This is a genomic window from Halomonas sp. ND22Bw (genome assembly GCF_003011945.1).
Classification (GTDB): Bacteria; Pseudomonadota; Gammaproteobacteria; order Pseudomonadales; family Halomonadaceae; genus Halomonas; species Halomonas halophila.
In genome coordinates, this window is sequence record NZ_PXWD01000002.1 from 303,642 (window position 1) to 330,633 (window position 26,992).

General features: G+C 68.8%; 21 protein-coding genes. 13 read left to right on the top strand and 8 right to left on the bottom strand.

Annotated features, from left to right (window positions below):
• Positions 1-44 precede the first annotated feature (44 nt).
• The 4 genes from aceF (at position 45) to CVH10_RS04280 (ending at position 4,537) form a co-directional block, all read left to right on the top strand.
• Positions 45-2,021 (top strand): pyruvate dehydrogenase complex dihydrolipoyllysine-residue acetyltransferase, encoded by a 1,977-nt coding sequence (aceF, locus tag CVH10_RS04265; protein ID WP_106487916.1) that lies wholly within the window; start codon positions 45-47, stop codon positions 2,019-2,021.
• A 232-nt stretch (positions 2,022-2,253) separates the two neighbouring features.
• Positions 2,254-2,910 carry an adenylate kinase gene (gene adk, locus CVH10_RS04270; RefSeq protein WP_035597523.1) on the top strand — a complete coding sequence of 219 codons (657 nt, stop codon included), beginning with the start codon at positions 2,254-2,256 and terminating at the stop codon, positions 2,908-2,910.
• 164 nt (positions 2,911-3,074) lie between these two features.
• Positions 3,075-3,779, top strand: coding sequence for a tRNA (adenosine(37)-N6)-threonylcarbamoyltransferase complex dimerization subunit type 1 TsaB (gene tsaB, locus CVH10_RS04275; protein ID WP_106487917.1), 705 nt, complete (start codon positions 3,075-3,077; stop codon positions 3,777-3,779).
• Positions 3,776-4,537 carry a class I SAM-dependent methyltransferase gene (locus CVH10_RS04280; protein ID WP_106487918.1) on the top strand — a complete coding sequence of 254 codons (762 nt, stop codon included), beginning with the start codon at positions 3,776-3,778 and terminating at the stop codon, positions 4,535-4,537. The genes tsaB and CVH10_RS04280 overlap by 4 nt, the downstream gene beginning before the upstream one ends.
• A gap of 6 nt (positions 4,538-4,543) precedes the next feature.
• Here CVH10_RS04280 and plsB read toward each other — a convergent pair whose 3' ends face one another.
• Positions 4,544-7,000, bottom strand: a complete 2,457-nt coding sequence (plsB, locus tag CVH10_RS04285; protein WP_369335722.1) for a glycerol-3-phosphate 1-O-acyltransferase PlsB — start codon at positions 6,998-7,000, stop codon at positions 4,544-4,546.
• 136 nt (positions 7,001-7,136) lie between these two features.
• On the opposite strand from plsB, the gene CVH10_RS04290 reads away from it, so the two are divergent.
• Positions 7,137-8,258, top strand: coding sequence for a phosphatidylserine/phosphatidylglycerophosphate/cardiolipin synthase family protein (locus CVH10_RS04290; RefSeq protein WP_035597511.1), 1,122 nt, complete (start codon positions 7,137-7,139; stop codon positions 8,256-8,258).
• Positions 8,259-8,363: 105 nt separating this feature from the next.
• On the opposite strand, the gene CVH10_RS04295 is transcribed toward CVH10_RS04290, so the two are convergent.
• Positions 8,364-9,029, bottom strand: a complete 666-nt coding sequence (locus CVH10_RS04295; protein WP_106487919.1) for a YecA family protein — start codon at positions 9,027-9,029, stop codon at positions 8,364-8,366.
• 65 nt (positions 9,030-9,094) lie between these two features.
• Between CVH10_RS04295 and CVH10_RS04300 the strand changes: the two genes are divergently transcribed.
• The 3 genes from CVH10_RS04300 (at position 9,095) to CVH10_RS04310 (ending at position 12,622) form a co-directional block, all read left to right on the top strand.
• Positions 9,095-9,655: a SprT-like domain-containing protein gene (locus CVH10_RS04300; protein ID WP_035597507.1), complete on the top strand. Its 561-nt coding sequence runs from the start codon at positions 9,095-9,097 to the stop codon at positions 9,653-9,655.
• A 150-nt stretch (positions 9,656-9,805) separates the two neighbouring features.
• Entirely contained in the window at positions 9,806-11,755 is a 1,950-nt protein-coding gene (gene acs / locus CVH10_RS04305; protein WP_035597506.1) for an acetate--CoA ligase, read from the top strand.
• 201 nt (positions 11,756-11,956) lie between these two features.
• The gene (locus CVH10_RS04310) at positions 11,957-12,622 is read left to right on the top strand and encodes a response regulator transcription factor (protein WP_035597503.1); all 666 of its coding nucleotides are present in this window, start codon (positions 11,957-11,959) and stop codon (positions 12,620-12,622) included.
• A gap of 118 nt (positions 12,623-12,740) precedes the next feature.
• Here CVH10_RS04310 and CVH10_RS04315 read toward each other — a convergent pair whose 3' ends face one another.
• A complete protein-coding gene (locus CVH10_RS04315; protein ID WP_035597500.1) occupies positions 12,741-13,634 on the bottom strand; it encodes a LysR family transcriptional regulator in 894 nt (297 codons plus the stop codon).
• A 103-nt stretch (positions 13,635-13,737) separates the two neighbouring features.
• Between CVH10_RS04315 and CVH10_RS04320 the strand changes: the two genes are divergently transcribed.
• Complete coding sequence (locus tag CVH10_RS04320; protein ID WP_035597497.1) at positions 13,738-14,181, top strand: cupin domain-containing protein; 444 nt, start codon at positions 13,738-13,740, stop codon at positions 14,179-14,181.
• A gap of 70 nt (positions 14,182-14,251) precedes the next feature.
• Positions 14,252-15,196 (top strand): alpha/beta hydrolase, encoded by a 945-nt coding sequence (locus tag CVH10_RS04325; protein ID WP_106487920.1) that lies wholly within the window; start codon positions 14,252-14,254, stop codon positions 15,194-15,196.
• A gap of 74 nt (positions 15,197-15,270) precedes the next feature.
• Here the strand turns inward: CVH10_RS04325 and CVH10_RS04330 are convergent, their stop codons facing one another.
• The 4 genes from CVH10_RS04330 to CVH10_RS04345 all read right to left on the bottom strand — a co-directional run bounded on the left by CVH10_RS04330 (position 15,271) and on the right by CVH10_RS04345 (position 21,983).
• Positions 15,271-19,218 (bottom strand): NahK/ErcS family hybrid sensor histidine kinase/response regulator, encoded by a 3,948-nt coding sequence (locus tag CVH10_RS04330; protein WP_035597491.1) that lies wholly within the window; start codon positions 19,216-19,218, stop codon positions 15,271-15,273.
• 100 nt (positions 19,219-19,318) lie between these two features.
• A complete protein-coding gene (locus tag CVH10_RS04335; protein ID WP_106487921.1) occupies positions 19,319-19,831 on the bottom strand; it encodes a hypothetical protein in 513 nt (170 codons plus the stop codon).
• Between the two features lie 91 nt (positions 19,832-19,922).
• On the bottom strand, positions 19,923-21,716 hold the full coding sequence (locus CVH10_RS04340; RefSeq protein WP_035597485.1) for a sodium:solute symporter family protein: 1,794 nt from the start codon (positions 21,714-21,716) through the stop codon (positions 19,923-19,925).
• Positions 21,717-21,722: 6 nt separating this feature from the next.
• Positions 21,723-21,983: a DUF4212 domain-containing protein gene (locus CVH10_RS04345; protein ID WP_035597483.1), complete on the bottom strand. Its 261-nt coding sequence runs from the start codon at positions 21,981-21,983 to the stop codon at positions 21,723-21,725.
• A gap of 609 nt (positions 21,984-22,592) precedes the next feature.
• On the opposite strand from CVH10_RS04345, the gene CVH10_RS04350 reads away from it, so the two are divergent.
• The 3 genes from CVH10_RS04350 (at position 22,593) to ttcA (ending at position 26,082) form a co-directional block, all read left to right on the top strand.
• Positions 22,593-24,419: a putative nucleotidyltransferase substrate binding domain-containing protein gene (locus tag CVH10_RS04350; protein WP_106487922.1), complete on the top strand. Its 1,827-nt coding sequence runs from the start codon at positions 22,593-22,595 to the stop codon at positions 24,417-24,419.
• 41 nt (positions 24,420-24,460) lie between these two features.
• The gene (locus CVH10_RS04355; protein WP_035597478.1) at positions 24,461-25,081 is read left to right on the top strand and encodes a DNA polymerase III subunit epsilon; all 621 of its coding nucleotides are present in this window, start codon (positions 24,461-24,463) and stop codon (positions 25,079-25,081) included.
• Between the two features lie 86 nt (positions 25,082-25,167).
• Positions 25,168-26,082, top strand: a complete 915-nt coding sequence (gene ttcA / locus CVH10_RS04360) for a tRNA 2-thiocytidine(32) synthetase TtcA (protein ID WP_035597476.1) — start codon at positions 25,168-25,170, stop codon at positions 26,080-26,082.
• Between the two features lie 124 nt (positions 26,083-26,206).
• Here ttcA and fnr read toward each other — a convergent pair whose 3' ends face one another.
• Positions 26,207-26,950 carry a fumarate/nitrate reduction transcriptional regulator Fnr gene (fnr, locus tag CVH10_RS04365; protein ID WP_052052526.1) on the bottom strand — a complete coding sequence of 248 codons (744 nt, stop codon included), beginning with the start codon at positions 26,948-26,950 and terminating at the stop codon, positions 26,207-26,209.
• Positions 26,951-26,992: the final 42 nt, after the last annotated feature.

Consider the following 26,992-nt stretch of genomic DNA (forward strand, 5'->3'; position numbering starts at 1 on the left):
CTGTCGAAAGGCCCGCCCCGTGAAGAGTTTGAAGGAGCGCGACCTTGAGTAGCGAAATCATCAAAGTGCCCGACATCGGTGGCGACACCGATGTGGAAATCATCGAGATCGCGGTGGCGGTCGGCGACGTCATCGCCGCCGAGGACTCCCTGATCACCCTGGAATCCGACAAGGCTTCCATGGACGTGCCGTCGCCCAAGGGCGGCAAGGTCGTCAAGGTGCTGGTCAAGGAAGGCGACACCGTCTCCGAGGGTGACGACATCGTCGAGCTGGAGGTCGAGGGCGGCGGCGACGCCGAGCCCGAGCAGCCCGCCGAGGCCGCCTCGGAAGCGCCGGCCGAGCCGGCCGCGGACTCCAAGCCGGCACCGGCCGCCAAGCCGGCGTCCGGCGGCAGCCAGACCGTGGACATCACCGTGCCCGACCTGGGCGGCGCCAGCGACGTCGAGATCATCGAGGTCGCGGTGTCCGAGGGCGACGAGGTGGCCGCCGAGGACACCCTGATCACCCTGGAGTCCGACAAGGCCTCCATGGACGTGCCGAGCCCGCACGCCGGCAAGATCGCCAGCTTCACCGTCAAGGAAGGCGACACCGTCTCCGAAGGCGACGTGATCGGCACCATCCAGATCGCCGGTGGCGCCGACGAGGCGCCGGCCGAGGAAGCCGAGTCCGCACCCGCCGAGCAGGCTCCGGCCGCCGAGGCCGCCCCGGCCGAGGAAGCCAGCGGCGAGCCCGAGCGTCGCGAGGTTCGCGTGCCGGACCTGTCCGGTTCCAGCGACGTGCCGGTGATCGAGATCGCCGCCAGCGTCGGCGACGAGGTGGCCGAGGAAGATCCGCTGATCACCCTGGAGTCCGACAAGGCCACCATGGACGTGCCGAGCCCGTTCGCGGGCAAGCTGGTCGAGCTGACCGTCAAGGAAAGCGACACCGTCTCCGAAGGCGACCTGATCGGCTACATCGAGACCGCCGGCGCCGCGCCGAAGGCCGCTCCTCAGCAGCAGAGTGCGCCCAAGGCCGAGGCCCCGGCCAAGTCGGAGCAGCCGGCCAAGGCCGCCGCGCCCGCGAGTGCCCCGGCCAGCGCCGAGAAGCCGCGTGACGGCAAGCGCGTGCACGCCGGTCCGGCGGTGCGCATGCTGGCTCGCGAGTTCGGCGTCGATCTCGCCCTGGTCAAGCCCAGCGGTCCCAAGGAGCGCGTGCTCAAGGAAGACGTCCAGGCCTACGTCAAGCAGGTGATGTCGGGTCAGGCCAAGGCGCCGGCTGCCGCGCCGGCCGTGGCCGAGGGCGGTTCCGGCATTCCGCCGATCCCGGACCAGGACTTCAGCCAGTTCGGCGAGGTGGAAGAGAAGAAGATGGGTCGCCTGATGAAGATGGGCGCCACCAATCTTCATCGCAGCTGGGTCAACATCCCGCATGTCACCCAGTTCGACGAGGCCGACATCACCGAGCTCGAGGCCTTCCGCAAGTCGATGAAGGCCGAGGCCGAGGCGCAGGGTGCCAAGCTCACGCCGCTGCCGTTCCTGATCAAGGCCTGCGCCGTGGCGCTGCAGAAGTTCCCGCAGTTCAACGTCAGCCTGAAGAGCGACGGCGAGACCGTGGTGCAGAAGAAGTACGTGCACATCGGCATCGCCGTGGACACGCCGGACGGCCTGATGGTCCCGGTGATTCGCGACGCCGACCAGAAGTCGCTGATCGATCTGGCCAAGGAGTCCGTTGAGCTGGCCAAGAAGGCGCAGTCGAAGAAGCTCAAGCGCGAGGAGATGACCGGTGGCTGCTTCACCATCTCCAGCCTGGGCTCGATCGGCGGCACCGCCTTCACGCCGATCGTCAACCCGCCGGAAGTCGCCATCCTCGGCGTTTCCAAGGCCTCGATGAAGCCGGTGTGGGACGGCGCGACCTTCCAGCCGCGGCTGACCATGCCGCTGTCGCTCTCCTACGACCACCGGGCGGTCAACGGTGCCGACGCGGCGCGCTTCACCGCCTTCCTCGGCCAGGTGCTGACGGACATCCGTCGCCTGCTGCTCTGATCCGGGGCGAGTGAGCCACGACCGACGGCGCCGCAAGGCGCCGTCGGCGTTTCCGGGCAGGGAATACCAAAGTGCTAGAACCGCCAGCTCCTTGATCGCACGGGATTTTCGCGTGCACTCAGGGCCTTGTGGCCCGTGTGTCGCTTGTGTGACGACGGTCGCCCCGGTATGGTTCGCTATTCTCCATTTCTCCTCTTTTTCGAATCCACCACCACTTCCAAGGAGCAGTTCGATGCGAGTGATCCTGTTGGGCGCGCCGGGCGCCGGCAAGGGAACCCAGGCCCAGTTCATCTGCGAGCGCTACGGCATTCCGCAGATTTCCACCGGTGACATGCTGCGTGCCGCCGTCAAGGAAGGCAGCGAGCTGGGCCTCAAGGTCCAGGAGATCATGACCACCGGCGGCCTGGTATCCGATGACATCATCATCGCCCTGGTCAAGGAGCGCATCGCCCAGCCGGACTGCGCCAACGGCTTCCTGTTCGACGGCTTCCCGCGCACCATTCCCCAGGCCGACGCCATGAAGGAAGCGGGCGTGAAGCTCGATCACGTGCTCGAGATCGCCGTGCCCGACGAGGAAATCGTCAACCGCCTGGCCGGCCGCCGCGTGCACCCGGCCTCCGGCCGCGTCTACCACGTCGACCACAATCCGCCGAAGGAAGAGGGCAAGGACGACGTCACCGGCGAGGCGCTGATCCAGCGCGACGACGACAGCGAAGCCACCGTGCGCAATCGCCTGTCCGTCTATCACGAGCAGACCGCACCGCTGGTGGACTACTACCAGCAGTGGGCGCAGCAGGAACCCGATGCCGCGCCGGCCTACCACAAGGTGGAAGGCGTGGGCAGCGTCGATGACATCACCAGTCAGGTGATCGCCGCCCTCGAGAGCTGAGAAAAGGCTGTCCGGTTTCTGCGCTCCGGCGGCGGCCAGGCTAGGCGCCCCACCTGTCTTCGCTTGCGACGGAATCCCGCACTTTTCTTCATTCCGGCCACGGCCCGCATTGCGCGGGCCGTTGTCGTATAATGCCCCGACACTTCCCGCACCGTTAGAGACCCATGCCGATCCTGCTGGCCCTGGATGCCTCCTCGAGCGCCTGCTCCGCCGCCCTGCTGCGGCGTCGCGAGGACGCCGACGACGAGGTGATCTCCCGCTTCGAACTCACTCCCCGAGCCCATACCCGCCGGTTGATGCCGATGATCGACGAGGTGCTGGCCGAGGCCGGCGTCGCCCCGGCCGAGCTGGACGCGGTGGCCTATGGCCATGGCCCGGGGTCCTTCACCGGCCTGCGCATCGCCGCCGGCGCCGCCCAGGGCCTGGCCTTCGGCCTCGACCGCCCGCTGCTCGGGGTCTCGACCCTGCAGGCGCTGGCCCTGGGCGCGCATCTTCGCCATCGCTACCGCTATCTGGTCACCGCGCTGGATGCGCGCATGGGCGAGATCTACGCCGCCGCCTGGCAGTGCTTCGACGGCCGCGTCGAATGCCTGGCCGAGGAGGCGGTGCTGCCGCCCGAACGGCTGCGCCTGCCCGAGGCCCATGCCGATCACGACTGGGTCGGCGTGGGCTCCGGCTGGACCCTGTGGGACGCCATGCCGGCCGACGTGCAGGCCGGCATGAGCCTGTGCCTGCCCGATCAGGAGGCCGCCGCCGAGGACATGGTGCGCCTGGCCGCCGATGCCTTCGAGGCCGGTGAAGGGCGCCCGGCCGCCGAGGTGCAGCCGGTCTACCTGCGCGACCAGGTCGCCTGGCAGAAGAGCCGATGAGCGCGGTCGCGGCCAACGACGCGGCCCTGGCCGCGCGCTGGGGGCTGCCCGACGCCGATGCGCTGGCGTCGGGCGAGGCGCCGCCGCTGCGGCTCGGCCGCGAGAACGGCCGGCTGGTGCTGGCCGGCGATGCCAAGCGTTACGGCAAGCCGCTGGCGGTGGACTTCGTCGAGGGCAAGGCGGCCCACCGGCGCCGCTTCGGCGGCGGCCGCGGCCAGCTGATCGCCAAGGCCTGCGGGCTCGGCAAGGGCGCCACGCCCTCGGTGGTGGACGCCACCGCGGGGCTCGGCCGCGATGCCTTCGTGCTGGCGACGCTCGGCGCCGAGGTGCTGATGGTCGAGCGGGTCGCGGCCATCGCCGCACTGCTCGAGGACGGCCTGGCGCGCGCCATGGCGGACCCGGACACCGCCGAGATCGCCGCGCGGCTGCGCCTGACCCATGGCGACGCGAGCCGCGAGCTCGCCACCCTGGTGGCGCAGTCTTCCGTCGCGCCCCAGGTGGTCCATCTGGACCCGATGTTTCCCCATCGCGAGAAGTCGGCGCTGGTGAAGAAGGAGATGCGGCTGTTCCGCGAGCTGGCCGGCGACGACGCCGACGCGCCCAGGCTGCTGGAAGCGGCGCTGGACGTGGCGACCCATCGGGTGGTGGTCAAGCGGCCACGCAAGGCGCCGCCCATCGAGGGGCCTGCGCCGCGCCACGTGCTGGAGGGCAAGACCAGCCGTTACGACCTCTATGTCCATCGTGCCCTGAGCGACTAGTCCCCGCTAGTCGTCCGGCGTCGCCGCATGCTCTCCGGAGGCTCCTCGCGCGGCGACCCGCCGGGCGGCGATCCGCCGGGCGGCGATCCGCTCCAGCCGATGGCGCAGCGCCGGGTCGAACAGCGTCCGGCTGCGCCGCGCGGCCTCGCGCAGCGTCTCTTCATAGTGCAGGCGGTCGTCGCGGACCGTCAGCCAGCCCTCGCGTTCCAGGCTTTCCAGCAGGCCGTCGAACAGCCTTGCGTCGAAGAATTCCGGGGCGTCGCGCCCGGTGAGCCGTGCCAGGCGCTCGGCGAGCTGGCGGGCGTGACTCGCCAGGCCGTCGTGGTCGAAGTGGCCCGGCGCCTCGCCGAGCAGGGCAGCGACCAGCAGGTAGCCGCGTTCCAGCGTCGGACGGATCAGCCGTCCCAGCATGCGCAGCTGTTCGGCCTCGGCCAGCCCCTCGGCGCGTCGCCATCCCTGTCCTTCCTGGATCAGCAGCCCGGCCTCGGCGAGCTGGGCGAGGGTGGCGTCCAGCGCCGCCTCGAAGTCGGCCGGCGCCTCGATCGACAGCTCGTGCTCCAGCACCGGCCAGCCCGGTGCCAGCAGCGCCGCCAGAGCGTCGCGGCGATGGCGGCCCTGATGACGAAAGGCGAAGGCGACGAGGCCGGCCAGTGCGTAGAGGTGCAGCACGTTGTTGCGATACCAGGCCAGGCGGCCCGCCTGGTGGTCGTCGGCGGCCACCAGGTCGCCCAGCGGGTGCGGTCGGTAGTCGAGCAGTCCCAGGGCGCGGGCGTGATCGATCCAGTCCCGTGGGCTGCCGGGGGGCAGGGGGTGGCCCTCGTCGCCGGGGCGCGGGCGCTTGAGCTCGGCCAGCAGTGCGAGCTGGCGTTCGAGCAGCTCGGCTTCGATGGCCCGGTGCGGCGTGGCCAGCAGCCCCAGGGCGACCAGGTTCACCGGATTGAGGGTGGCGGCGGCGTTGATGCGCCGGGCCAGGGTCTCGCCCAGCCGGGACACCGCCGAGGCGCGCCAGGTCGGACGGGGCTCGCCGATGGCCGCGCGCCAGTCCGGTTGATGGGTGTCCAGGAAGGTCGCCAGGTCCAGCGGCTCGCCGACGTTCACCGTGACCCGGCCGTAGGGCTCGCGCAGCCTGCCCAGCACGCCGAGCAGCGCCAGCGGACTCTCCTTGCGCTTGGCGCCGCCGGCCAGCTCGCGCCGGTAGCTGGCCTCCTCGAGGATGCGCTCGTAGCCGATGTAGACCGGCACGAACGACAGCGGCCGGCCGGCGGCGGGGCGACGCAGGAAGGAACCCAGGGTCATGGCCAGCATGCCCGGGCGTGGCGCCAGCAGCCGGCCGCTGCGCGAGCGCCCGCCCTCGATGAAGTACTCGAGGCTGTGGCCGCGGGACAGCAGGCGATGCAGGTACTCGTCGAAGACCCGCGCGTAGAGCGGCTGACCGCGGAAGCTGCGGCGCAGGAAGAAGGCGCCGCCACGGCGCAGCAGGGGGCCGATCACGGGCATGTCCAGGTTGCGGCCGGCGGCGATGTGCGGCGGCATCAGCCCCTGTTCGTAGAGCACGTAGGACAGCAGCAGGTAGTCGATATGGCTGCGGTGGCAGGGCACGTAGACCAGGGTGTGGTGCCCGGCCAGCGCCTTGACGCGCTCGATGCCGCGCAGGTCGATGCCGTCGTAGAGGCGGTGCCACAGCCGGCCGAGCAGGCCGTCGAGGAAACGCAGCGCCGGGTAGCTCATGCTGGCGGCGATCTCGCGGCCGTAGCGCCCCGCACGGCGGCGCAGCCGCTCCCGACGGGCCTCGTCGCCGCCGGCCTGCTCGTCGATGGTGGCCTGGACCTCGGGGCTCGCCACCACGCCGGCGATCAGGGTGCGGCGGTGGGACAGGTCCGGTCCGAGCACCCGCTCGCGCACGCGCCGGAAGTGGACGCGCAGCAGGCGGGCGGCCTTGCGCTCGAGGAGGGCCGGATCGCGTCCGTCGGCCAGCTCCGAGAGGCGCAGCGGCGCGCCCAGGTGCACCTCCAGGTCGCGGCCGTTGACCAGCACCGCCAGCAGGCGCCGAAGCCGCCCGGTGAGCCGCCAGTCGTCGGCGGCCAGCAGCGGCCAGAGGCCGAAGCGCTTGCCCGGGGCGCGCCCCCAGAACACGCTCACCGGCACCAGCTGCACGTCCTCGCCGCGCTCGATCAGGTGCCGCAGCAGGGTCGGTTTTCGCTGCCGCCGGCGCGGGTCGGGCAGGGCCAGCAGGGGAGGCGGTGCCTCATCGCCCTTGGACCGACGCACCGCCGCGGGCGGCAGGCCGTCGCGCTCGGTCAGGCATTCGAGCAGCAGGCGGTCGGAGAGCGCCGGCCGAGGCAGCACGTAGACGGTCGGCAGCTCGGGATCGAGGCCCAGCGCCTCGGGGGCGGGTTCGCGGTGGCGCACCCGCACCCAGGCATGGAGCAGTCGGCGCAGCGGGCGCCAGCGGGAGTCGGCCATCCGATTGCCTGTGTGGTCGCATGTGCGGCCAGTATACGCATGCCGGCCGCACCGGGTCAGGCGTTGGCGGTCCAGCTTTTCCCGCCTCGGCAAACGTGCGTCAATGGCCGCCTGTCATCATGGCCAGGGAGGCGTCATGCACGGCATGTGGCGAGAGGGGAATCGGTTCGAGTTGCTGCCCGAGGCGTCGCGCTTCCTGCCGGCCATGTTCGAGGCCGTGGATGGCGCCCGCCACTCGGTGCTGGTCGAGCTCTACCTGATGGAGTCCGGGCGTCTGGCCGATGCGCTGATCGAGGCGTTGGGCCGGGCCGCGGCGCGCGGCGTGACCGTGCTGCTGCTGCTCGACGGCTATGGCGCCATGGGGCTCGCCGCCGGGGACCGCCGGCGGCTCGAGTCGGCCGGCGTGGCGCTGCGCTGGTTCAATCCCCTGGGCTGGCATTCGCTGGCTCGCAACCTGACCCGCGACCATCGCAAGCTGGTGGTAGTGGACGGCGAGGTGGCCTTCACCGGCGGCTTCGGCGCCGTCGACGCGTTTCTCGAAGCCTGGTACGAGGTGGCCCTGCGCATCCGGGGGCCGGTGGTGGCCGACTGGGTGCGGCTGTTCTCGAGCCTGTGGGATTCGCCGCTGAGCCGCGGCGCGGGCGCGCCGGCGCTGGTACACGGCCTGGGCGGCGACAGCCCCGTTCGCGAGGGCTATCACGGCATGCGCGGACGCGTGGTCTGGGGCCAGGGCTATCGCTACCAGGCGATCCGCCACTCGCTGCAGCGGCGGGTGAGCGGGGCGCAGCGGCGCATCTGGATCTGCACGCCCTATTTCGTGCCGACCCTGAGCCTGCGGCGTCGTCTGGTGCGCGCCGCCCGCCGCGGTGTGGAGGTCTGCCTGCTGCTGCCCGGGGCCAGCCACGACCACCCCGGGGTGCGTTACGCCGGCCAGCGCTTCTACGGGCGGATGCTGCGCGCCGGGGTGCGTATCTTCGAGTTCCAGCCGTCGTTCATCCACGCCAAGTTCACCCTGGCCGACGACTGGGTCAGCCTGGGGTCGTGCAACTTCGATCACTGGAGCCTGCAGTGGAATCTGGAGGCCAATCAGGAGGTGGATGACGCGCGGCTGGCCGGTGAGGTGGCCGAGCTGTTCCAGCGCAACTTCGCCGCCAGCCGCGAGATTCACGCCGAGGCCTGGGCGCGCCGGCCGCGGCTGCAGCGCCTCAAGGAGTGGCTGTACGGCACCCTGGATGGATGGCTGACGCGGCTGCGCTAGCCAGGCTTCGCCCGGAGCTGGCAGAACGCCCGCTTCGCGGGCAGAAGCTGGAGGCTTGAAGAAAACCCGTGACCCGAGGCCGTCGGGCTCATGCGGTCTTCCAGCTTACTTCTTGCGCTTCGGTTTTCCCTTGCCCTTGTTCTGGCCGGCGGGCTGCTTGCGGCGTGGCTTGGGCTTGGGCGTCTCCGGCGGCACTCGGAAGTGGAGATAGAGATCCAGCACCAGCTCGGGCAGCTGGGCGGTCAGGCTCTCGAGGCGGTCGCCGTCCTTGGCCAGCTCGGCCATGTCCGGCTCGTCGCCGAACAGCCCGGAGAGCAGCATGAAGGGCAGCAGCAGGGTGGCGGCGGTCTCCTCGTCCTCGGCGAACCAGGCCGGCTCGTCGAGGAACACGCCTTCCATGAAGCCGGCGCACCAGTCGCCGATCGGCGTCTCCTCGGGCGGCACGCCGCCAAGCTCGAGATCGAACGGCAGCTCGGGCAGGCCGCCGCCCTCCAGGACCTCGATGGCGGTGGCACGCAGCCCTTCCAGCAGCCCCAGCACCTCCTCGCGTTCGGCGTCGTCGGCGAAGGTCGGCTCGCCGTGAAAGAGCTCCGGTACCCAGGTGGCCGGGGGCACGTCGCTGGGCGAGACGGCGAGGGCGACCAGGAAACCGTGGGCGCCGATCAGGTCCAGGGCGTCGGCGTCGACGCCGTCCGACTCGAGAAAGTCGTCCAGGCGGTCCATGGCCTCGTCGTCGAGGAGCGGCAGGGGCTGTGGCTTGTCGTCTGACATGTCTCTCACTCGCTGGTGTCGGCGGGGCTTTACGCCATCTAAACGGAGCGCCATTCTAGCATCCCATGACCACTCCCGCGCTGCCCGACCCCGACCCGCACTGGCTGGCCGGCCTCGATGCCGAGGCCGGGCGGGCGGCACTGCGCGAGCGGGTCGAGGCCGCCTATGCGCTGTGCCGCGAGGTGCATCCGGCCCTGCCGCGGCCCGGCGTGTGGCTGGACCTGCGCGGCCGCTCGGCGGGGCAGGCACATTTCGGCCGCGGCGGACTGCGCTTCAATCCGGTGCTGTTCGACGAGAATCGCCACGCTTTTCTGGTCGAGGTGGTGCCCCACGAGATGGCCCACTGGCTGGTGCATCACCTCGAGGGCGGCCCCCGAGCCAAGCCTCACGGCCATGAATGGCGCACCGTGATGCGCCGGCTGTTCGGGCTCGCGCCCCGCACCACCCATCGCTTCGACACCGGCCGCGCCAGTCCCGCGCCCCATCGCTACCGCTGCGGCTGCCGCGAGCACGACTTCACCGCGCGTCGCCATGCCCTGGCCCGCTCCGGGAGGGCCTACCGTTGTCGACATTGTGCCGAGACCTTGGTCTATATGGGGCTAAGAACTCTTGATGAACCTTCTTAAGGTATTGTTATAAAAAAGAAAAATGTTCATACCAATGTCTAAGGGGAAGGCGCCTCGCCGGAGGAGTATGCTGAAATCATCTTATGGCGCCGGTCGCTGCGATCGGCATCGTCAACCTGAAGGGACCACCCCGAGGACAGAGGCAACTCCATGAGTGATCAACCGCACGTCTATCCGGTACCCGATGACTTCGCCGCCAAGGCCTGGGCCGACAAGGCCACCTACCAGGCCATGTACCAGCGTTCGCTGGACGATCCGGAGGGCTTCTGGGCCGAACAGGCCGAGTGCCTCGACTGGTTCAAGGCGCCGAGCAAGATCAAGCACACCGTCTTCGACACCCATGACGTCGACATCCGCTGGTTCGAGGACGGCCGCCTCAACGTCAGCAGCAACTGCCTGGACCGTCACCTCGAGACCCGTGGCGACCAGACCGCGATCATCTGGGAAGGCGACGATCCCAAGGACTCCAAGACCCTGACCTATCGCCAGCTGCACGAGCGTACCTGCCAGCTGGCCAATGCGCTCAAGGACATGGGCGTGAAGCGCGGCGATACGGTCACCCTCTACATGCCGATGATCCCCGAGGCCGCCATGGCCATGCTGGCCTGTGCCCGCATCGGCGCGGTGCACTCGGTGGTGTTCGGCGGCTTCTCCCCGGACGCCCTGGCCCAGCGCGTGAAGGACGCCGGCTCCAGGGTGGTGATCACCGCCGACGAGTCCGTGCGCGGCGGCAAGCAGGTGCCGCTCAAGGACAACGTCGATGCCGCCCTTACCCGTGAGGGCAGCGACGTCTGCGAGAAGGTGCTGGTGGTCCAGCGCACCGGCGGCGAGATCGACTGGCACGAGGGCCGCGACCTGTGGTTCCACGAGCAGGTCGACCCGCAGTCCACCGACTGCCCGGCCGAGGAGATGGGGGCCGAGGACCCGCTGTTCATCCTCTATACCTCCGGCTCCACCGGCGCGCCCAAGGGCCTCAAGCACACCACCGGCGGCTATCTGCTGCACGCGGCCCTGACCCATCGCTACGTGTTCGACTATCACGACGGCGATATCTACTGGTGCACCGCCGACGTGGGCTGGGTGACCGGCCACAGCTATATCGTCTACGGCCCGCTGGCCAACGGCGCCACCACCCTGATGTTCGAGGGCGTGCCCAGCTACCCGACCAACGGCCGCATGGGCGAGATCGTCGACAAGCACCAGGTCAACATCCTCTACACCGCCCCCACCGCGGTGCGCGCGCTGATGGCCCACGGCGACGACGTCATGGATTCCAGCTCCCGCGACAGCCTGCGCCTGCTGGGCTCGGTCGGCGAGCCGATCAACCCCGAGGCCTGGGAGTGGTTCCATCGGGTGATCGGCAAGGAGCGCTGCCCGATCGTCGATACCTGGTGGCAGACCGAGACCGGCGGCATCATGATCGCGCCGCTGCCCGGCGCCACCGACCTCAAGCCCGGTTCCGCGACCCTGCCGTTCTTCGGCGTGCAGCCGGCGCTGGTGGACAACGAGGGCAATATCCTCGAGGGCGCCACCGAGGGCAACCTGGTGATGCTCGACGCCTGGCCGGGCCAGGCACGCTCGATCTGGAACAACCACGAGCGCTTCCTGCAGACCTACTTCAGCACCTACAAGGGCATGTACTTCACCGGCGACGGCTGCCGCCGCGACGAGGACGGCTACTACTGGATCACCGGTCGCGTCGACGACGTGCTCAACGTCTCCGGTCACCGCATGGGCACCGCGGAGATCGAGTCCTCGCTGGTGGCCCACGAGTCGGTGGCCGAGGCCGCCGTGGTCGGCTTCCCCCACGACATCAAGGGGCAGGGCATCTACATCTACGTGACCCTGGCCGACGACGTGGAGCCCAGCGACGAGCTCAAGAAGGAGCTCACCAAGTGGGTACGCAAGGACATCGGGCCGATCGCCTCGCCGGACGTCATCCAGTGGGCGCCGGGGCTGCCCAAGACCCGCTCGGGCAAGATCATGCGCCGCATCCTGCGCAAGATCGCCGCCAACGAGTGCGATGGCCTGGGCGATACCAGCACCCTGGCCGATCCGTCGGTGGTCGACGACCTGATCGAGCATCGCGCCAACCGTTGATGACGGCTCCCCCCGGGGAGTCTTACAATCCTGAAAGCCGGCCTGCGGGCCGGCTTCTTCATGGCACGAGGCAAGATTGTCGACAAGCTGGCGACGATCGCTTGGGCATCTCCTCGGCCATGGGGTAACATGCCGATAACAAACACTGCGTCCCGAAGGCGGCGGACGGCCCCCGCTGCTCCCGGATCCGGAGGAGAATCCATGGCCTTTGCCCAGAAGTTCATCGTCGCCGACGATCATCCGCTGTTCCGCGCGGCCCTGACCCAGGCGCTGCGCCAGGTCGCCCCCCAGGCGGAAATCGTCGAGTCCGATACCATGGAGGCCACCACCGAGGTCGTCACCCGGCATCCGGACGCCGATCTGATCCTGCTCGACCTGCACATGCCCGGCGCTCACGGCTTTTCCGGGCTGATCCAGCTGCGCGGCCAGACGCCCGACATCCCGGTGGCGGTGGTCTCCGGCAGCGACGAGCTGCACGTGGTACGCCGCGCCATCGACTATGGCGCCTCGGGCTTCATCCCCAAGTCGTCGTCACTGTCGCTGATCGCGGAAGCGGTGGGCGAGATCCTCGACGGCGAGGTATGGCTGCCCGAGGAGATGGCCGATGCGCTGGGCGAGGCCGACGAGGAGGAGGCGCGCTTCGCCGAGGCCATCGCCTCGCTGACGCCGCAGCAGTTCCGGGTGCTCAACATGCTCACCGAGGGCCTGCTCAACAAGCAGATCGCCTATGAGCTGAACGTCTCCGAGGCCACCATCAAGGCCCACGTCACCGCCATCCTGCGCAAGCTCGGCGTGCACTCCCGCACCCAGGCGGTGATCGCCGCCCAGAAGCTCGAGGTCGAGCCGCCCAAGGTGGAGCAGTCGTAAGGCCCAGGCGTTGCCCCGACGCGGTGGCGTCGGCCTGAACCGAGCCGCCGGGTCATTCCCAAGACGCCGCCTCGCGCCAGCGGGGCGGCGTCTTGGTGTCTGGGGCACGTCAGCATCGTCAGCTCCCCAGGCGCAGGGTGTCCAGCACCACGCGGAAGGCGGCCGTCTGCTGGCGGCGGCTCGGGTAGTAGAGGTGGTAGCCTTCGAAGGGCTCGGACCATTCGGCGAGCACCTCCTCGAGCTCGCCGCTCGCCAGGTGCGGCGTCACCAGCCCGTCGGGCAGCTGGGCCAGTCCCGCCCCGGCAAGGCAGGCGTCGAGGATCTGGATCACGCTGTTCATGATCAGCGGGCCGCTCACCCGCACCCGTGACTCCTGCTCGCCGCTGCCGAACTCCCAGGCATAGAGGCCGCCGTGGGTCGGCAGGCGCAGGTTGATGCAGCGATGCGCGGTCAGCGCCTCCGGCCTCGCCGGGGCGCCGTAGCGTTCCCGATAGGCCGGCGCGGCCACGGTGACCATGCGCATCGGTGGGCCGATCGGCACCGCGATCATGTCGGCGTCGATGATGCCGCCGAGGCGCACGCCGGCATCGAAGCGCTCGGCGGCGATGTCGGTCAGCCCGTAGTCGGTGGACAGCTCGACGGTGAGCTCGGGGTAGGTCTCGAACAGCGGCAGCAGCCGCGGCCACAGCACGTGGCGCGTCGCGAACTCGTCGGCGGTGATGCGCACCGTGCCCGCCGGCCGATCGCGCAGCTCGGCCACGGCGGTCACGTGGGCGTCGATCTCGTCGAGCAGTGGGGCGATCTCCCGCAGCAGCTTGTCGCCGGCCTCGGTGCGGGTGACGCTGCGCGTGGTGCGGGTGAGCAGCCGCACGCCGAGGCGCTCCTCCAGCCCACGCATCGTCTGGCTGACCGCCGAGGGCGAGACCCCGAGGTGGGCTGCTGCCCGGGTGAAGTTGCCCTCGCGTCCCACGGTCACGAAGACCGCCAGGTCGTCCAGTCGCTGTCCCGCCATTGTGAAGCTCCACTTCAAGCTGCGTTCAGTATTTGCCACATAGTACCGCTAATATCGCTCTGCTACCTTGGTGACGGTCAACGCCACCCCACAGGAGAGCGTCATGAGCGAGAGCGATACCGCATCCGAGGACATGCTGGTCCAGCGCGCCGGTTCCACCGAGGCGATCCCGGGCCCGAGCGACTACTTCACCGGCCAGGTCCGCATCGACAAGATCTTCAATGCGCCTGATCCCTCGCGCGTCGGCGTCGCGGTGGTGAACTTCGAGCCGGGCGCCCGCACCAACTGGCACACCCACCCGGTGGGCCAGATCCTGCTGGTGACCGACGGCGTGGGCTGGACCCAGTGCGAGGGTGGCCCGAGGACCGAGATCCGTCCCGGCGACCTGATCTGGTGCAACTGCGGCCGTCGCCACTGGCACGGCGCCACCGACACCACCGCCATGCAGCACGTCGCCATCCAGGAGGCCGAGAACGGCTCCCCGGTGACCTGGATGGAGGCGGTCTCGGACGAGGACTACCTGGCCGGCCCGGTCAAGCGGGACTGAGACATCGCAAGCCGGCGCGCAGCCCCGCGCCGGCGCCACCTCGACACGATTCACCACTCGGAGACCGAGAATGGACGACCATATCTTCACCCTGAGCGATAACGTGACTCGCCAGGCGGTCAGCTATCGCAACCGCTTCGGCGTCGAGCTGGCCGGCGATCTCTATCTGCCGGCGGACTTCGACCAGAGCCAGCGCTATCCGGCGCTGATCATCGGCGCCCCCTACGGCGGCGTGAAGGAGCAGGGCCCGGGCATCTACGCCAACGAGCTGGCCCAGCGCGGCTATGTGGCGCTGGCTTTCGACCCGTCCTACAACGGCGACTCCGCCGGCACGCCGCGCCGCGTGTCCTCGCCGGAGGTGTTCGTCGAGGACTTCCACGCCGGCGTCGACTTCCTCGGCACTCATGCTGGCGTCGACCGCGACAAGATCGGCATCATCGGCATCTGCGGCTCCGGCGGCTTCGGGCTCAGCGCCGCCCAGGTCGACCCGCGCATCAAGGCCGTGGCCACCGTCAGCCTGTACGACATCTCGCGCCTGCACGCCGAGGGCTTCGCCGGCAGCCTGGACGAGGAGACCCGCAAGGCCAACTTGGCGATGATGGCCGAGCAGCGCTGGGAAGACTTCGCCAGCGGGCGGCCCAAGCTATCGCCGCGCGGCTCCCCCCTGCAGATCGACGCGGACACCCCGGCGATCGGCTGCGAGTTCGGCGAGTTCTACTCGCGCCCGCGGGGCTATCACCCGAACTCCACGACCCAGTTCACGCTGAGCTCGGCGATGGCCTTCATGAACTTCCCGATGCTGGACAAGCTGTCGTGGATCTCGCCGCGCCCGATCCTGCTGGTGATGGGCGAGCAGGCGCACTCGCGCTACTTCAGCGAGGACATCTACGAGGCTGCGGCCGAGCCGAAGGAGCTCTACGTGGTGCCGAGCGCCAACCACGTCGATCTCTACGACCGCACCGACGTGATCCCCTTCGACAAGCTCGAGACCTTCTTCGGTGATGCGCTGAAGTAACGGTTCTCGGAGCGACGAAAAACGCCGGCGGGGCAACCCGCCGGCGTTTTTTTATGCCGTCTCGGCGGCGCGCCTCAGGACGAGTGGGAGGCGGCGCGGCTGGCCTGCAGGGTGCGGGTCAAGAGCGCGCGCAGGGCGGCGGGGCGCACCGGCTTGAGCAGCAGCTGGTAGCCGGCGCGCTTGATCTCCTCGGCGACCTCCTCGGTGCGGTCGGCGGTGATCACGATGCCCGGCACCGCGCCCTCGAGGCGCTCGCCGAGCGCCTCCATGGCCATCAGGCCGGTGACCTCGTTGTCCAGGTGATAGTCGGCCAGGATCGCGTCGGGGTCGGCGTCCAGGTGGCGCAGCACCGACTTGGCGCCGCCGATCGAGGTGGCGGTGAAGACCTCGCAGCCCCAGCCGGAGAGCATCGCCTTCATGCCTTCGAGGATCAGCGACTCGTTGTCTATGCACAGGATGCGCTTGCCGGCCAGCTTGTTGCCGGCGCGCTTGGGCTTGGCTTCCTCGCGGCGTTCCTCCTCGCGGGCGGCCACCGTCGGCACGCTGACCGAGAACACGGTGCCCACGCCCTCCCAGGAGCGCACCCGGATCGGGTGATCGAGCACCCGGGCCATGCGATCGGCGATCGACAGCCCCAGCCCCAGGCCCTTCTCGCTCTCCTTGTGACGCGAGGTCTGGTCGAGGCGGCGGAACTCCTGAAAGATCTCGGCCTGCTTGGCCTCGGGGATGCCGGGGCCGGAGTCCCAGACCTCGATCGACAGCCGCTCGCCCTGGCGCCGGCAGCCCAGCATCACCCGCCCCTCCTGGGTGTAGCGGATGGCATTCGACAGGAAGTTCTGCACGATGCGCCGGAGCATCTGGGCGTCGCTGTCGACCCACTGGCGGGTGGGGACCACCACCAGGTCGAGGCCGCGGTCCTCGGCCATCACCTCGAACTCGGCGCGCAGCGGACGGAAGACGTCGGCCAGGGCGAAGTGGCTGCGCCGCGGAGTCAGCGCCCCGGCGTCGAGCTTGGAGATGTCGAGCAGGGTGCCGAGCAGCTCCTCGGCGGCCTGCAGCGAGTTGTCGATATGGCCGATGGTGCGGCGCATCTCGTCGGCCTGCATGTCCTGGGACAGCGCCGAGGTGAACAGCCGCGCGGCGTTGAGCGGCTGCAGCAGGTCGTGGCTGGCGGCGGCCAGGAAGCGGGTCTTGGAGGCGTTGGCGTCTTCGGCGACCTGCTTGGCCTGGCGCAATGCCTGCTCGGCCTCGGCGCGTACCCGGTTCTCCTGGCGCAGCGCGGCGTTGGCCTCGGACAGCGCCTGGGTGCGCTCGCGCACGCGCTCCTCCAGGGTCTCGTTGGTCTCCTGCAGGGCGATCTCGGCGCGGCGGCGCTCGGTGATGTCCTGGTAGAGGGCGAAGAAACCCAGGATCGCCCCGCTGTCGCCGAAGTGCGGCGTGTAGGTCACCAGCATGTAGCGGATGCCTTCGGCCAGGGTCAGCGAGACCTCGAAGCTGACCCGCTCGCCGTCCAGGGCGCGCTCGATCCAGGGCGCGCGCTCGCGGTGCATGTCCGACGGCAGCACCTCGTGCAGCGGGCGGCCGATCACCGCGTTGCGGTCGATGGAAAAGGCCTGCTCGTAGGCGCGGTTGGTGAAGAGGTAGCGGCAGTCCTTGTCGAAGTAGGCGATCAGCGCCGGCACGTTGTCCGTGTAGATGCGGATGTTGTTCTCCGAGCGGATCAGCGCCTCCTCGGTGCGCTTCTGCTGGGTGATGTCCTGGTAGGTGTAGACGAAGCCGCCGCCGGGCATGGGGTTGCCCTGGACCTCGAGCACGCTGCCGTCCTGGCGGTAGCGCACGTAACGGTGCGGCTGGCCCTCGCGGATGTTGTCGAGCAGCAGCTGCACGTGTTCCTCGGGGTCGCCGGGGCCGTACTCGCCGTTGTGGGCGTTGTAGCGGAAGATGCGATCGATCGGCGCGCCGACCCGGATCAGGTGGTCGGGGAAGCGGAACAGCTCCAGGTAGCGCTGGTTCCACACCACCAGGCGCAGGTTCTGGTCGACCACGCTGATGCCCTGGTTGATGTTCTCGATGGTGGCCTGGAGCAGGGCGCGGTTGAATTCCAGCACCTGGGAGGCCTCGTCGACGATGGAGATCACGTCGGAGATGCCGATGCCGCGGCCCTGCAGGGCGGAGTTGACCACGATGCGTGCCGAGGACGCGCCGAGCACCGAGGCCAGGAAACGCTCGGTGAACTGGATGACGTCGATCGAGGCCCTCGCGTTGTCGTCCAGCGGGGTGCCGGTGCGCCGCGCGTAGTCGTCGAAGGCGCGGCCGACCTGGTCGGCGCTCAGGAAGCGCTGGCACAGCACCTTGAGGTCGCCGACCGTGGTGGCGCCGGTCCAGGGGCGGTTCACCGAAGTCTGGCGGGTCTCGACGCTGTCGACGAACAGCGAGGCCTGGATGCGTTCCACCACCCGCTGTGGCGTCATCTGGGAGACGAAGATGTAGGCCACCAGGTTGACGCCCAGCGACAGCATCACCCCGTGGGTGAAGCCGTCGCCGACGTTGAGCCCGAACAGCGAGGTGGGCGACAGCCAGCCGATGCCCATCGGGCCGCCGTCGAGCCAGGCCTGGGGCAGCACGCCGGCGCCGATCATCGCCGGCAACAGCAGGCTGTAGGCCCAGATGGCGAAGCCGGCGTTCATGCCGACGATCACGCCCAGGCGGTTGCCGCGTTTCCAGTAGAGCCCGCCGATCAGCGCCGGGGCGAACTGGGCGGCGGCGGCGAACGACAGCATGCCGATGGCGGCCAGCGAGCTGAAGTCGCCGATCAGGTGATAGGCCCCGTAGGCCAGCGCCAGGATCGCGGCGATGGTGATGCGCCGCGCGCGCAGCACCAGCCGGCCGTAGTCCCGGGCCTTGGTGTCGAACCAGCGCAGCCGGAACAGTGCCGGGATGACGATCTCGTTGGAGATCATGATCGAGACCGCCACCGCGGCCACGATCACCATGCCGGTGGCCGCCGAGAAGCCGCCGATGAAGGTCAAAAGCGCCAGCCATTCGCTGCCCGCGGCCATCGGCAGGGCCAGCACGTAGCTGTCGGGGTCGACGCTGCCGTCGGGGAACAGGGTCAGGCCGGCCGCGGCCAGCGGCAGCACGAAGAAGGCGAAGGCCGCCAGGTAGAGCGGGAACAGCCAGCGGGCCTTGGCGGCGTCGTCGCGATGGGTGTTCTCGACCACCGCGACGTGGAACTGGCGCGGCAGGCACAGGATCGCCAGCATCGCCAGCAGGGTCTGGGCCCAGAAGCTCTGGCCGAAGTCCTGCTGGGCCAGCTGGCGCTGCAGCTGCAGCTGGATGTCGGCGAAGGCCAGCAGGTCGCCGAGGCCGTCGAACATGCCCCAGGTGACGTAGGCGCCGAGCACCAGGAAGGCCACCAGCTTGACCAGCGACTCGAAGGCCACGGCGTGGATCAGTCCCTCGTGGTGCTCGGTGGCGTCGGTGTGGCGGGTGCCGAAGAGGATGGCGAACAGGGCCATCACCGCGGCGACGTAGAAGGCGGTGTCGCCGAACAGCGGCGCCCGGGTGATGTCCGAGGCCTCGGTCAGCACGCTGAACGACGTCGAGACGGCCTTCAGCTGCAGCACGATGTAGGGCAGGGTGCCGATCAGCGCCACCAGGCTGGCGAAGGCTGCCAGCGATTGCGTCTTGCCGTAGCGGGAGGCGATGAAGTCGGCGATGGAGGTGACGTTCTGGTGCTTGGCGACGCGGATCATCTTGGCCAGCACCGGCCAGAACAGCAGCAGCGTGAGGATCGGCCCGACGAAGATGCTGGCGAACGACCAGCCCGAGGTGGCCGCCTGGCCGACGGCGCCATGGAAGGTCCAGGAGGTGCAGTAGATCGCCAGCGCCAGGCTGTAGATCACCGGGCGACGACGGCTGGCGCCGTGGCGGCGGGCCATGCGGTCGCCGCGCCAGGCGATGGCGAACAGCACGGCGATATAGAGCAGTGAAACGGCGATCAGCAGCCAGCCAGCGAACATGGTCATCTCCCTCGGGTTCCCGCCCATTCTAAGGCCCGGTGGAATACTGTCCATGTTCGATGGGAGAGGCCGGCGGTGCGCCGGCCGGGGAAAGGACGTCTCAGGCGTCGGTGCAGACCGCCCGGCGCAGCGGGTCGCCGTCGTCGAGCCGGCGCAGGGCCTCGGTCTGCGGACGGCCGCTTTCGTCGAGCGGCACCAGCTCGCCGGAGGCGCAGTTCAGCAGGTGCGGCCGATGCATCAGCCGGTCGGCGGCGCCCATCTCGAAGCGGTAGAGGATGAACTCGACCAGCGGCTCGCCGTCGGCCCGCGAGCGTGACAGTCCGTCCTCGTCGACCACCGTGAAGGCCGTGGTCAGCGGCACCACGTAGGTCCAGGGGCGCCAGAAGGCGGGCCGCTGCTCGCTGGCCACCACCCTTGTGGAGTCGGGCAGCTGAGCGCGCTTGTGGTCGAACCAGGTGTATTCGTGGTGGATCTGGTAGGCGATCATGCCCAGGCCGGCGAAGGCCGGCACGATCCAGCGAGGCAGCCGCTTGGCGGTCAGGGTGCGCAGCAGCAGGGCGATGCCCGCTGCGCCGAGTCCGGCGAAGACCGCCGCGATCAAGTGCCAAATCATCGAGGTCGTCCTGATACGCGTCGGGCTTCCCGAAGGAAGCCCGACATGGAAGAGTGGGCCGGCGCCCCGTGGGCGCCGGAAGGATTATGACTCAGTGGTCGACGGCGGTGCCAGCACCCTTGGGATAGCGCACGCTCTCGACCAGGTCCTGGATCTCCTGGGGCGGCTCGGCGGTCGCCTTGGAGACGGTGAAGGCCACGGCGAAGTTGATGATCGCACCGACCGCGCCGATGGACAGCGGCGAGATGCCCATCACCCAGTTCTCCGGGGTGTCCGCCAGGTTGTTGGTGCCCGGAATGAAGAACCAGCCCTTGTAGACGAAGATGTAGACCAGGGTGAAGACCAGACCGGTGACCATGCCGGCGATGGCGCCGTGGTTGTTCACCCGCTTGGAGAAGATCCCCATCATCAGCGCCGGGAACAGCGAGGCCGCGGCGATACCGAAGGCCAGGGCCACCACCTGGGCGGCGAAGCCCGGGGGGTTGGCGCCCAGGTAGGTCGCCACCACGATCGCCACCGACATCGAGATCCTGGCTGCCATCAGCTCGCCCTTCTCGGTGATGCGCGGATTGATGGCCCCCTTGATCAGGTCGTGGCTGATCGCCGAGGAGATGGCCAGCAGCAGGCCGGCGGCGGTCGACAGTGCGGCCGCGAGACCGCCGGCGGCGATCAGGCCGATGACCCAGCCCGGCAGATTGGCGATCTCGGGGTTGGCCAGCACCAGGATGTCGTTGTTGACCGACAGCTCGTTGCCTTCCCAGCCGCGCTGTTCGGCGGTCGGCGCGAAGGCCTCGGTGTCGTTGTAGAGCTGGATGCGGCCGTCGTCGTTCTTGTCCTCATACTGGATCAGGCCGGTCTCTTCCCAGGTGCGGATCCATCCCGGGCGCTCCTCGTAGAGGATCGGGTTGGCGGTGGCATCCTCGACGTTCTCGACCTGGCCGGCCATGTCGGGATAGACGGTGGTCGCGATGTTGAGGCGTGCCATGGAGGCCACGGCCGGGGCGGTCAGGTACAGCAGGCCGATGAACACCAGGGCCCAGCCGGCGGACCAGCGTGCGTCGGCCACCTTGGGCACGGTGAAGAAACGGATGATGACGTGGGGCAGGCCGGCGGTACCGATCATCAGCGACAGGGTGAACAGCACCATGTTCAGCTTGTTGTCCACGTCCGCGGTGTACTCGTTGAAGCCGAGTTCGGTGATCACCTCGTTGAGCTTGGCCAGCAGCGGCATGCCGGATTCGCTGTGTTCGGAGAACAGGCCCAGCGCCGGGATCGGGTTGCCGGTCAGCTCCAGCGAGATGAACACCGCCGGGATGGTGTAGGCGATGATCAGCACGATGTACTGGGCCACCTGGGTGTAGGTGATGCCCTTCATGCCGCCCAGCACCGAGTAGAAGAAGATCACCACGGCGGCGATGATCAGGCCGGTGGTGGCGTCGACTTCCAGGAAGCGCGAGAAGGCCACGCCGGCGCCGGCCATCTGGCCGATGACGTAGGTCACCGAGGCCACGATCAGGCAGACCACCGCGACCATGCGCGCCTGCTTGCTGTAGAAGCGATCACCGATGAATTCCGGCACCGTGAACTTGCCGAACTTGCGCAGGTAGGGGGCCAGCAGCATGGCCAGCAGCACGTAGCCGCCGGTCCAGCCCATCAGGAAGGTGGAGTTGGCGTAACCGCCGGCGGCGATCAGGCCGGCCATGGAGATGAAGGAGGCTGCGGACATCCAGTCGGCGCCGATGGCCATGCCGTTGGTGATCGGATGCACCCCTCCGCCGGCGACGTAGAAGTCCTTGGTCGACCCGGCCTTGGCCCAGATGGCGATGCCGATGTAGAGGGCGAAGGAGGCGCCGACGAACAGGACGTTGATGGCAAATTGACTCATGCTGAGTTACTCCCCGAGCCCGAATTGCTTGTCCAGCCGGTTCATCTTCCAGGCATAGAAGAAGATCAGGCCGATGAAGGTCAGGATGGAACCCTGCTGGGCGAACCAGAAGCCCAGGTCGGTGCCGCCCACGGGAATGCCCGCCAGCAGCGGTCGAAGCAGGATGGCCGCGCCGTAGGAGACGGCTGCCCAGACGACCAGACAGCCGGTAATCAATCTAAGGTTGGCCTTCCAGTAGGCCTCGGCATTGGGGGTCTCTTCAGCCATGATATTGCTCTCCACTTGTTGTTGGGGTCGGGAAGTTGCTCACAGCATTCATGGGTCGCCGCGTGGCCTTCCCGGTGTCCGGCGAGCGGACCGCGGCGGCGTGCCGGATGATGAAGTGCCCGTCGAAGAGGGGTCGCATCTCGGCGGGATGGCATCACCCGATGATCATCGACAATGCTGGTCAACAACGCCGGAAAAAACATCGCAGACTTTCGTATCATGAGCGTAAAACGATTCAATTAGTGATCGTAAGTTTGTTGTAAATCAATATTTTATGAGGCTTATGGAAGGCTTTGGCTCGAGAAGGGACGGCAAAGGTTGGACGATCGTCTATCCCCATGTCCGAATGATGACTCGGCATCCGGTCTCGGCATAACGTCATGACGCATGAGGTCACGGTCGTGGGCTATGACTTTGGTATAAAGCCGAGATTCGTCGGGTCGGCCTGCGGCGGAATACCTAACACCATGGTCTAGATTCTGGTCGCGAGAGGGGGTTGCTACTCTGGACCCGAGCCCTGCTGTCCCCGGTTCTTCGTCTCGCGCGTGGCCCATGCCCCGTTCGGTGCGCGATCCGGGGCGGCGATTCCCGGCACGAGGACCCGCTTCCATGGTCGATGTCGATCTCTCCGACGCCCCCTTCAGCCTGCTCGACGAGGCCGGGCGGGAGCGCGTGCGCGGCGGGCTCGACCTGGCCTACTTCGATCGCGACGAGATCATCCTCGAGGCGGGGCAGCCCGGCGAGAACGTCTTCCTCATTCACAAGGGCGAGGTCGCCGAGCTGGACACCACCCAGCCCGGCGAGCGCCAGCGCATCGGCCACTACACCGGCGGCGACCTGTTCGGTGCCATCAGCATTCTCAATGGCCAGAGTCGCTATCGCTTCCGTGCCGAGCAGGAATCGCTGTGCTACCTGCTGCCCCGGGCGCTGTTTCTCGAGCTGTGCGATGCCTATCCGGCCTTCGATGCCTTCTTCCGCCAGCGTCTCGCCGACAAGGCGCGGCTGCTGACCGAGCAGCGCGCGGCCGGCGGGGTGACCATGGCCGGCTTCATGCTGGCGCGGGCCCAGGACTGCATGCGCCCGCCGCGCTGCCTGGGCGGCGAGACCACCATCGCCGAGGCGGTGCGTCTGCTGCATGACGAGGCGGTCGACAGCCTGCTGGTGCAGGGCGAGGCCGGGCCGGGCATGGTCACCAAGACCGACCTGCTCGACGCCCTGGTGCTCGAGGGGCTCGGCCAGGAGACACCGCTGTCGTCGCTGGCCGGGGGGGAGCTGATCACCGCCCGGCCCGATCAGTATCTGTTCGAGGTGCTGGTGCTGATGACCCGCCGGCGCATCGAGCGCGTGGTGATCGTCGAGGACGAGGCGCCGGTGGGCGTGGTGGAGCTGACCGACGTGCTCAGCTACTTCTCCAGCCGCAGCCACGTGGTCAGCCTGCAGGTCGAGCAGGCCGGCGACCTGGAGCAGTTGGCCTCCGCCAGCCGCCGTACCGCCGAGCTCGCCGGTGCGCTGATGGCTCAGGGCGTGAAGCTGCGCTTCGCCATGGGGCTGCTGGCCGCGCTCAACGGTCGCATCATCCACAAGGCCTGGGACTTCTCGATGCCCGAGCCCCTGAGGCGCGACAGCTGCCTGATGGTGATGGGCAGCGAGGGGCGCGGCGAGCAGATGCTCAAGACCGACCAGGACAACGGCCTGATCCTCGACGACGACTTGGCGTGGCCGGACTGCATGGAGCGCATGGCCGAGTTCACCGAGACCCTGGTCTCGCTCGGCTACCCGCGCTGCCCCGGCAACATCATGGTCTCCAACCCGGACTGGGTGGGCACCGAGCGCCAGTGGAAGGCGCGCATCGCGCGCTGGGTCGAGGCCCGCGACGGCGACAGCCTGATGAAGCTGGCGATCATGCTCGACGCTCATGCGGTGGCCGGCAATCCGGCACTGCTCGAGCGGGTGAGGGAGACGCTGTTCGAGGCGGCCTCCCGTGACGAGCTGCTGCTCTCCTACTTCGCCCGGCCGGTGATGCGCTTCTCCACGCCGCTGACCCTGTTCGGCTCGCTGAAGAAGCCCCAGCACGGCATCGACATCAAGAAGGGCGGCATCTTTCCCATCGTGCATGGCGTGCGGGTCATGGCGCTGGAGCGCGGCATCCTCGCCACCGGCACCCTGGATCGCCTCGATGCCCTGGCCGCCGACGGGCGGCTCGAGGAGCGCTTCGCCGAAGACCTGGGGGAGGCGCTGTCGCTGTTCACCCAGCTGCGCCTCGAGCAGCAGCTGGCGCGGCTGGAGGGCGACGGCGGCGACGAGAACGGCGAGCCGGACCGGGTCGTGGTCCAGTCGCTGTCGTCGCTGGAGCGTGACCTGCTGCGCGAGGCGCTGCACATCGTCAAGGACTTCAAGCAGCGGATTTCCCATCGTTATCACCTCGAATACACCTGAGGTGGCCGGCCGCCGCCTCGCGACACGACAAGGACATCGACATGCTCAAGACCCTGCGCCGCCTGGTCGACCGCCACCGCCACGCCCATGGCCAGTATGGCTGGCTGTTCCGCCCCTATACGGGGGAGGAGCTGGTGGCGCTGGCCGTGCAGTCGACCGGCGGCGACGTGCGCAGCGCCGAGCCGCTGGCGATCGCCGCGGTGCGCCTGCGCGGCGATCGGGTGCTGACCAGCGAGTCGCTGGAGCTGCGGCTGGCGCGCCCGGAAGGCGTGGACGCCGAGGTGCTGCGGCGTCACGGCCTGCGCGGCATCGATCTCGACGACGGCGTGACGCTCGACCAGGCCCTGGCGCGGCTGCTCGACTTCGTCGGCAATCGCCCGCTGGTCGGCTGGCGGCTGGATCGCGACCTGGCGTTGCTGAACCGCCCGCTGCGCGCCCGATTCGGCTTCGACCTGCCCAATGCCGGCATCGACCTGGTCCAGCGTTACCAGCGTTACCATCATCATTCGCGGCTCGAGGTGGCGCCGGCCTTCGAGCGGGTCGCCGCGCAGCTCGAGGTGCCGCTGATGGGGCGCCACAGCGTGCTGGGCACCGCCGTGACCACGGCCCTGATGCACCTGCGGCTGGACCGCGACGCGCTGCTCGAGCGCCGCAGCGGCTGAGCGCGCGCCACGTCGCCAGCCTGGCGGCAGGGTGGTAGGATAGGCGCCCTTTCCCTTTCCCCGATTGCCCTGGCAGCGCCCCGACCATGCAAGATGCCGTGACCTTCGATCCCCGTCCCGCCGATGAGGCCGCTTCGGCCGAGCCGTCGACCCCGTCCGCCGAGGCGCCCGACGCCAAGGCCAAGCGCGAGTTCAACAAGCTGCAGAAGCGTCTGCGGCGCCAGGTCGGCAACGCCATCATCGACTTCGACATGATCCGCGAGGGCGACAAGGTGATGGTGTGCCTGTCCGGCGGCAAGGACAGCTACACCATGCTGGAGATCCTGCGGAATCTGCAGCGCAACGCGCCGGTGAACTTCTCGCTGGTGGCGGTGAACCTCGACCAGAAGCAGCCCGGCTTCCCCGAGCATGTGCTGCCCGAGTACCTGGATGGGCTCGGCGTCGATTACCATATCCTCGAGCGCGACACCTACTCGGTGGTCAAGGAGAAGACCCCGGAAGGCAAGACCACCTGCGCGCTGTGCTCGCGGCTGCGCCGCGGCTCCCTCTATGGCTATGCCGAGGAGATCGGTGCCACCAAGATCGCGCTCGGTCATCATCGCGAGGACATCCTCGAGACGCTGTTCCTCAACATGTTCTTCGGCGGCAGCCTCAAGTCGATGCCGCCCAAGCTGCTCTCCGACGACGGCAAGAATATCGTCATCCGCCCGCTGGCCTACTGCCGCGAGGCCGACATCGCCGAGTTCTCGGAGCGCATGGCCTTCCCGATCATCCCCTGCAACCTGTGCGGCTCGCAGCCCAACCTGCAGCGCCAGGTGGTCAAGGAAATGCTGGCCGAGTGGGAGGCCAAGCATCCCGGCCGCCTGGAGAGCATGTTCAAGGCGGTGACCAACGTCGCCCCCTCGCAGCTGGCCGACCGCGAGCTGTTCGACTTCGCCGGTCTGGAGGAGAAGCAGGCGAAGATGCAGGCCGACCGCATCGATCTGCACCAGGAGCGATAAGCGGGAAGCTTGGAGCGCGGCACTTCGTGCCGGGAGAGGGAAGAACCCAACAAAGACCGCCCCCATGTGCTGCCGGCCATGGGGGCGGTGCGTTTTCCGGCTTCCCGCTCGCGGCGAAGGCGCGTCAGCGGCAGCCCTCTTCCTCGGCCAGCTCGGCCAGGGCGTCCAGGTCGAGGATGTTCACCTCGCGGCCGGAGACGGCCACCAGGCCCTGCTGCTGGAAGCGGCCCAGGATGCGGCTGACGGTTTCCACGGCCAGCCCCAGGTAGTTGCCGATGTCGGCCCGGGACATGGAGAGCCGGAAGCTGTAGGCGGAGTAGCCGCGGCGCCGGAAGCGGTCGGAGAGGCTGGCGAAGAAGGTGGCCAGCCGCTGGTCGGCGGTCTTGCGCGACAGCAGGCGCATCATGCGGCGGTCGTCGCGCATTTCCTTGCTCATGCTGCGGTAGAGCTGGGCGCGCAGCTCCGGCAGGCTTTCCGACAGGGCATCCAGGCGATCGAAGGGGATCTCGCACACGGTGGTGGTCTCGAGCGCGATGACCGAGCCGGGATAGGTCGACTCGTCGATGCCGTCCAGCCCCACCAGTTCGCTGGGCAGATAGAAGTTGGTCAGCTGATCCATGCCGCCGCCTTCGCTGGTGATCTGCTTGAGGCTGCCGGAGCGAACCGCATAGACGCTGGTGAAGGGGCTGCCCTGACGGAACAGCGACTCGCCCTTCTTGAGCGGCGGACGGCGGCGGATGATGGCATCGAACTGATCGATGTCCTCGAGTTCGAGGGCCAGGGGCAGGCACAGGGAACTCAGGCTGCAGGTCCGGCAGCGGGTCTCGTGCAGCAGTGAGCGGCGCCTGCCGGCTGCGATATCGGGCATGCTGTCCTCCTTGATCGGGGCTTGCCTCCCCCATTATGGCGG

What these genes read in the sequence shown, in the direction of transcription:
- adk (WP_035597523.1), top strand. Translation starts at nt 2,254, where the DNA reads ATGCGAGTGATCCTGTTGGGCGCGCCGGGCGCCGGCAAGGGAACCCAG.
- tsaB (WP_106487917.1), top strand. Translation starts at nt 3,075, where the DNA reads ATGCCGATCCTGCTGGCCCTGGATGCCTCCTCGAGCGCCTGCTCCGCC.
- CVH10_RS04280 (WP_106487918.1), top strand. Translation starts at nt 3,776, where the DNA reads ATGAGCGCGGTCGCGGCCAACGACGCGGCCCTGGCCGCGCGCTGGGGG.
- plsB (WP_369335722.1), bottom strand. Translation starts at nt 7,000, where the DNA reads ATGGCCGACTCCCGCTGGCGCCCGCTGCGCCGACTGCTCCATGCCTGG.
- CVH10_RS04290 (WP_035597511.1), top strand. Translation starts at nt 7,137, where the DNA reads ATGCACGGCATGTGGCGAGAGGGGAATCGGTTCGAGTTGCTGCCCGAG.
- CVH10_RS04295 (WP_106487919.1), bottom strand. Translation starts at nt 9,029, where the DNA reads ATGTCAGACGACAAGCCACAGCCCCTGCCGCTCCTCGACGACGAGGCC.
- CVH10_RS04300 (WP_035597507.1), top strand. Translation starts at nt 9,095, where the DNA reads ATGACCACTCCCGCGCTGCCCGACCCCGACCCGCACTGGCTGGCCGGC.
- acs (WP_035597506.1), top strand. Translation starts at nt 9,806, where the DNA reads ATGAGTGATCAACCGCACGTCTATCCGGTACCCGATGACTTCGCCGCC.
- CVH10_RS04310 (WP_035597503.1), top strand. Translation starts at nt 11,957, where the DNA reads ATGGCCTTTGCCCAGAAGTTCATCGTCGCCGACGATCATCCGCTGTTC.
- CVH10_RS04315 (WP_035597500.1), bottom strand. Translation starts at nt 13,634, where the DNA reads ATGGCGGGACAGCGACTGGACGACCTGGCGGTCTTCGTGACCGTGGGA.
- CVH10_RS04320 (WP_035597497.1), top strand. Translation starts at nt 13,738, where the DNA reads ATGAGCGAGAGCGATACCGCATCCGAGGACATGCTGGTCCAGCGCGCC.
- CVH10_RS04325 (WP_106487920.1), top strand. Translation starts at nt 14,252, where the DNA reads ATGGACGACCATATCTTCACCCTGAGCGATAACGTGACTCGCCAGGCG.
- CVH10_RS04330 (WP_035597491.1), bottom strand. Translation starts at nt 19,218, where the DNA reads ATGTTCGCTGGCTGGCTGCTGATCGCCGTTTCACTGCTCTATATCGCC.
- CVH10_RS04335 (WP_106487921.1), bottom strand. Translation starts at nt 19,831, where the DNA reads ATGATTTGGCACTTGATCGCGGCGGTCTTCGCCGGACTCGGCGCAGCG.
- CVH10_RS04340 (WP_035597485.1), bottom strand. Translation starts at nt 21,716, where the DNA reads ATGAGTCAATTTGCCATCAACGTCCTGTTCGTCGGCGCCTCCTTCGCC.
- CVH10_RS04345 (WP_035597483.1), bottom strand. Translation starts at nt 21,983, where the DNA reads ATGGCTGAAGAGACCCCCAATGCCGAGGCCTACTGGAAGGCCAACCTT.
- CVH10_RS04350 (WP_106487922.1), top strand. Translation starts at nt 22,593, where the DNA reads ATGGTCGATGTCGATCTCTCCGACGCCCCCTTCAGCCTGCTCGACGAG.
- CVH10_RS04355 (WP_035597478.1), top strand. Translation starts at nt 24,461, where the DNA reads ATGCTCAAGACCCTGCGCCGCCTGGTCGACCGCCACCGCCACGCCCAT.
- ttcA (WP_035597476.1), top strand. Translation starts at nt 25,168, where the DNA reads ATGCAAGATGCCGTGACCTTCGATCCCCGTCCCGCCGATGAGGCCGCT.
- fnr (WP_052052526.1), bottom strand. Translation starts at nt 26,950, where the DNA reads ATGCCCGATATCGCAGCCGGCAGGCGCCGCTCACTGCTGCACGAGACC.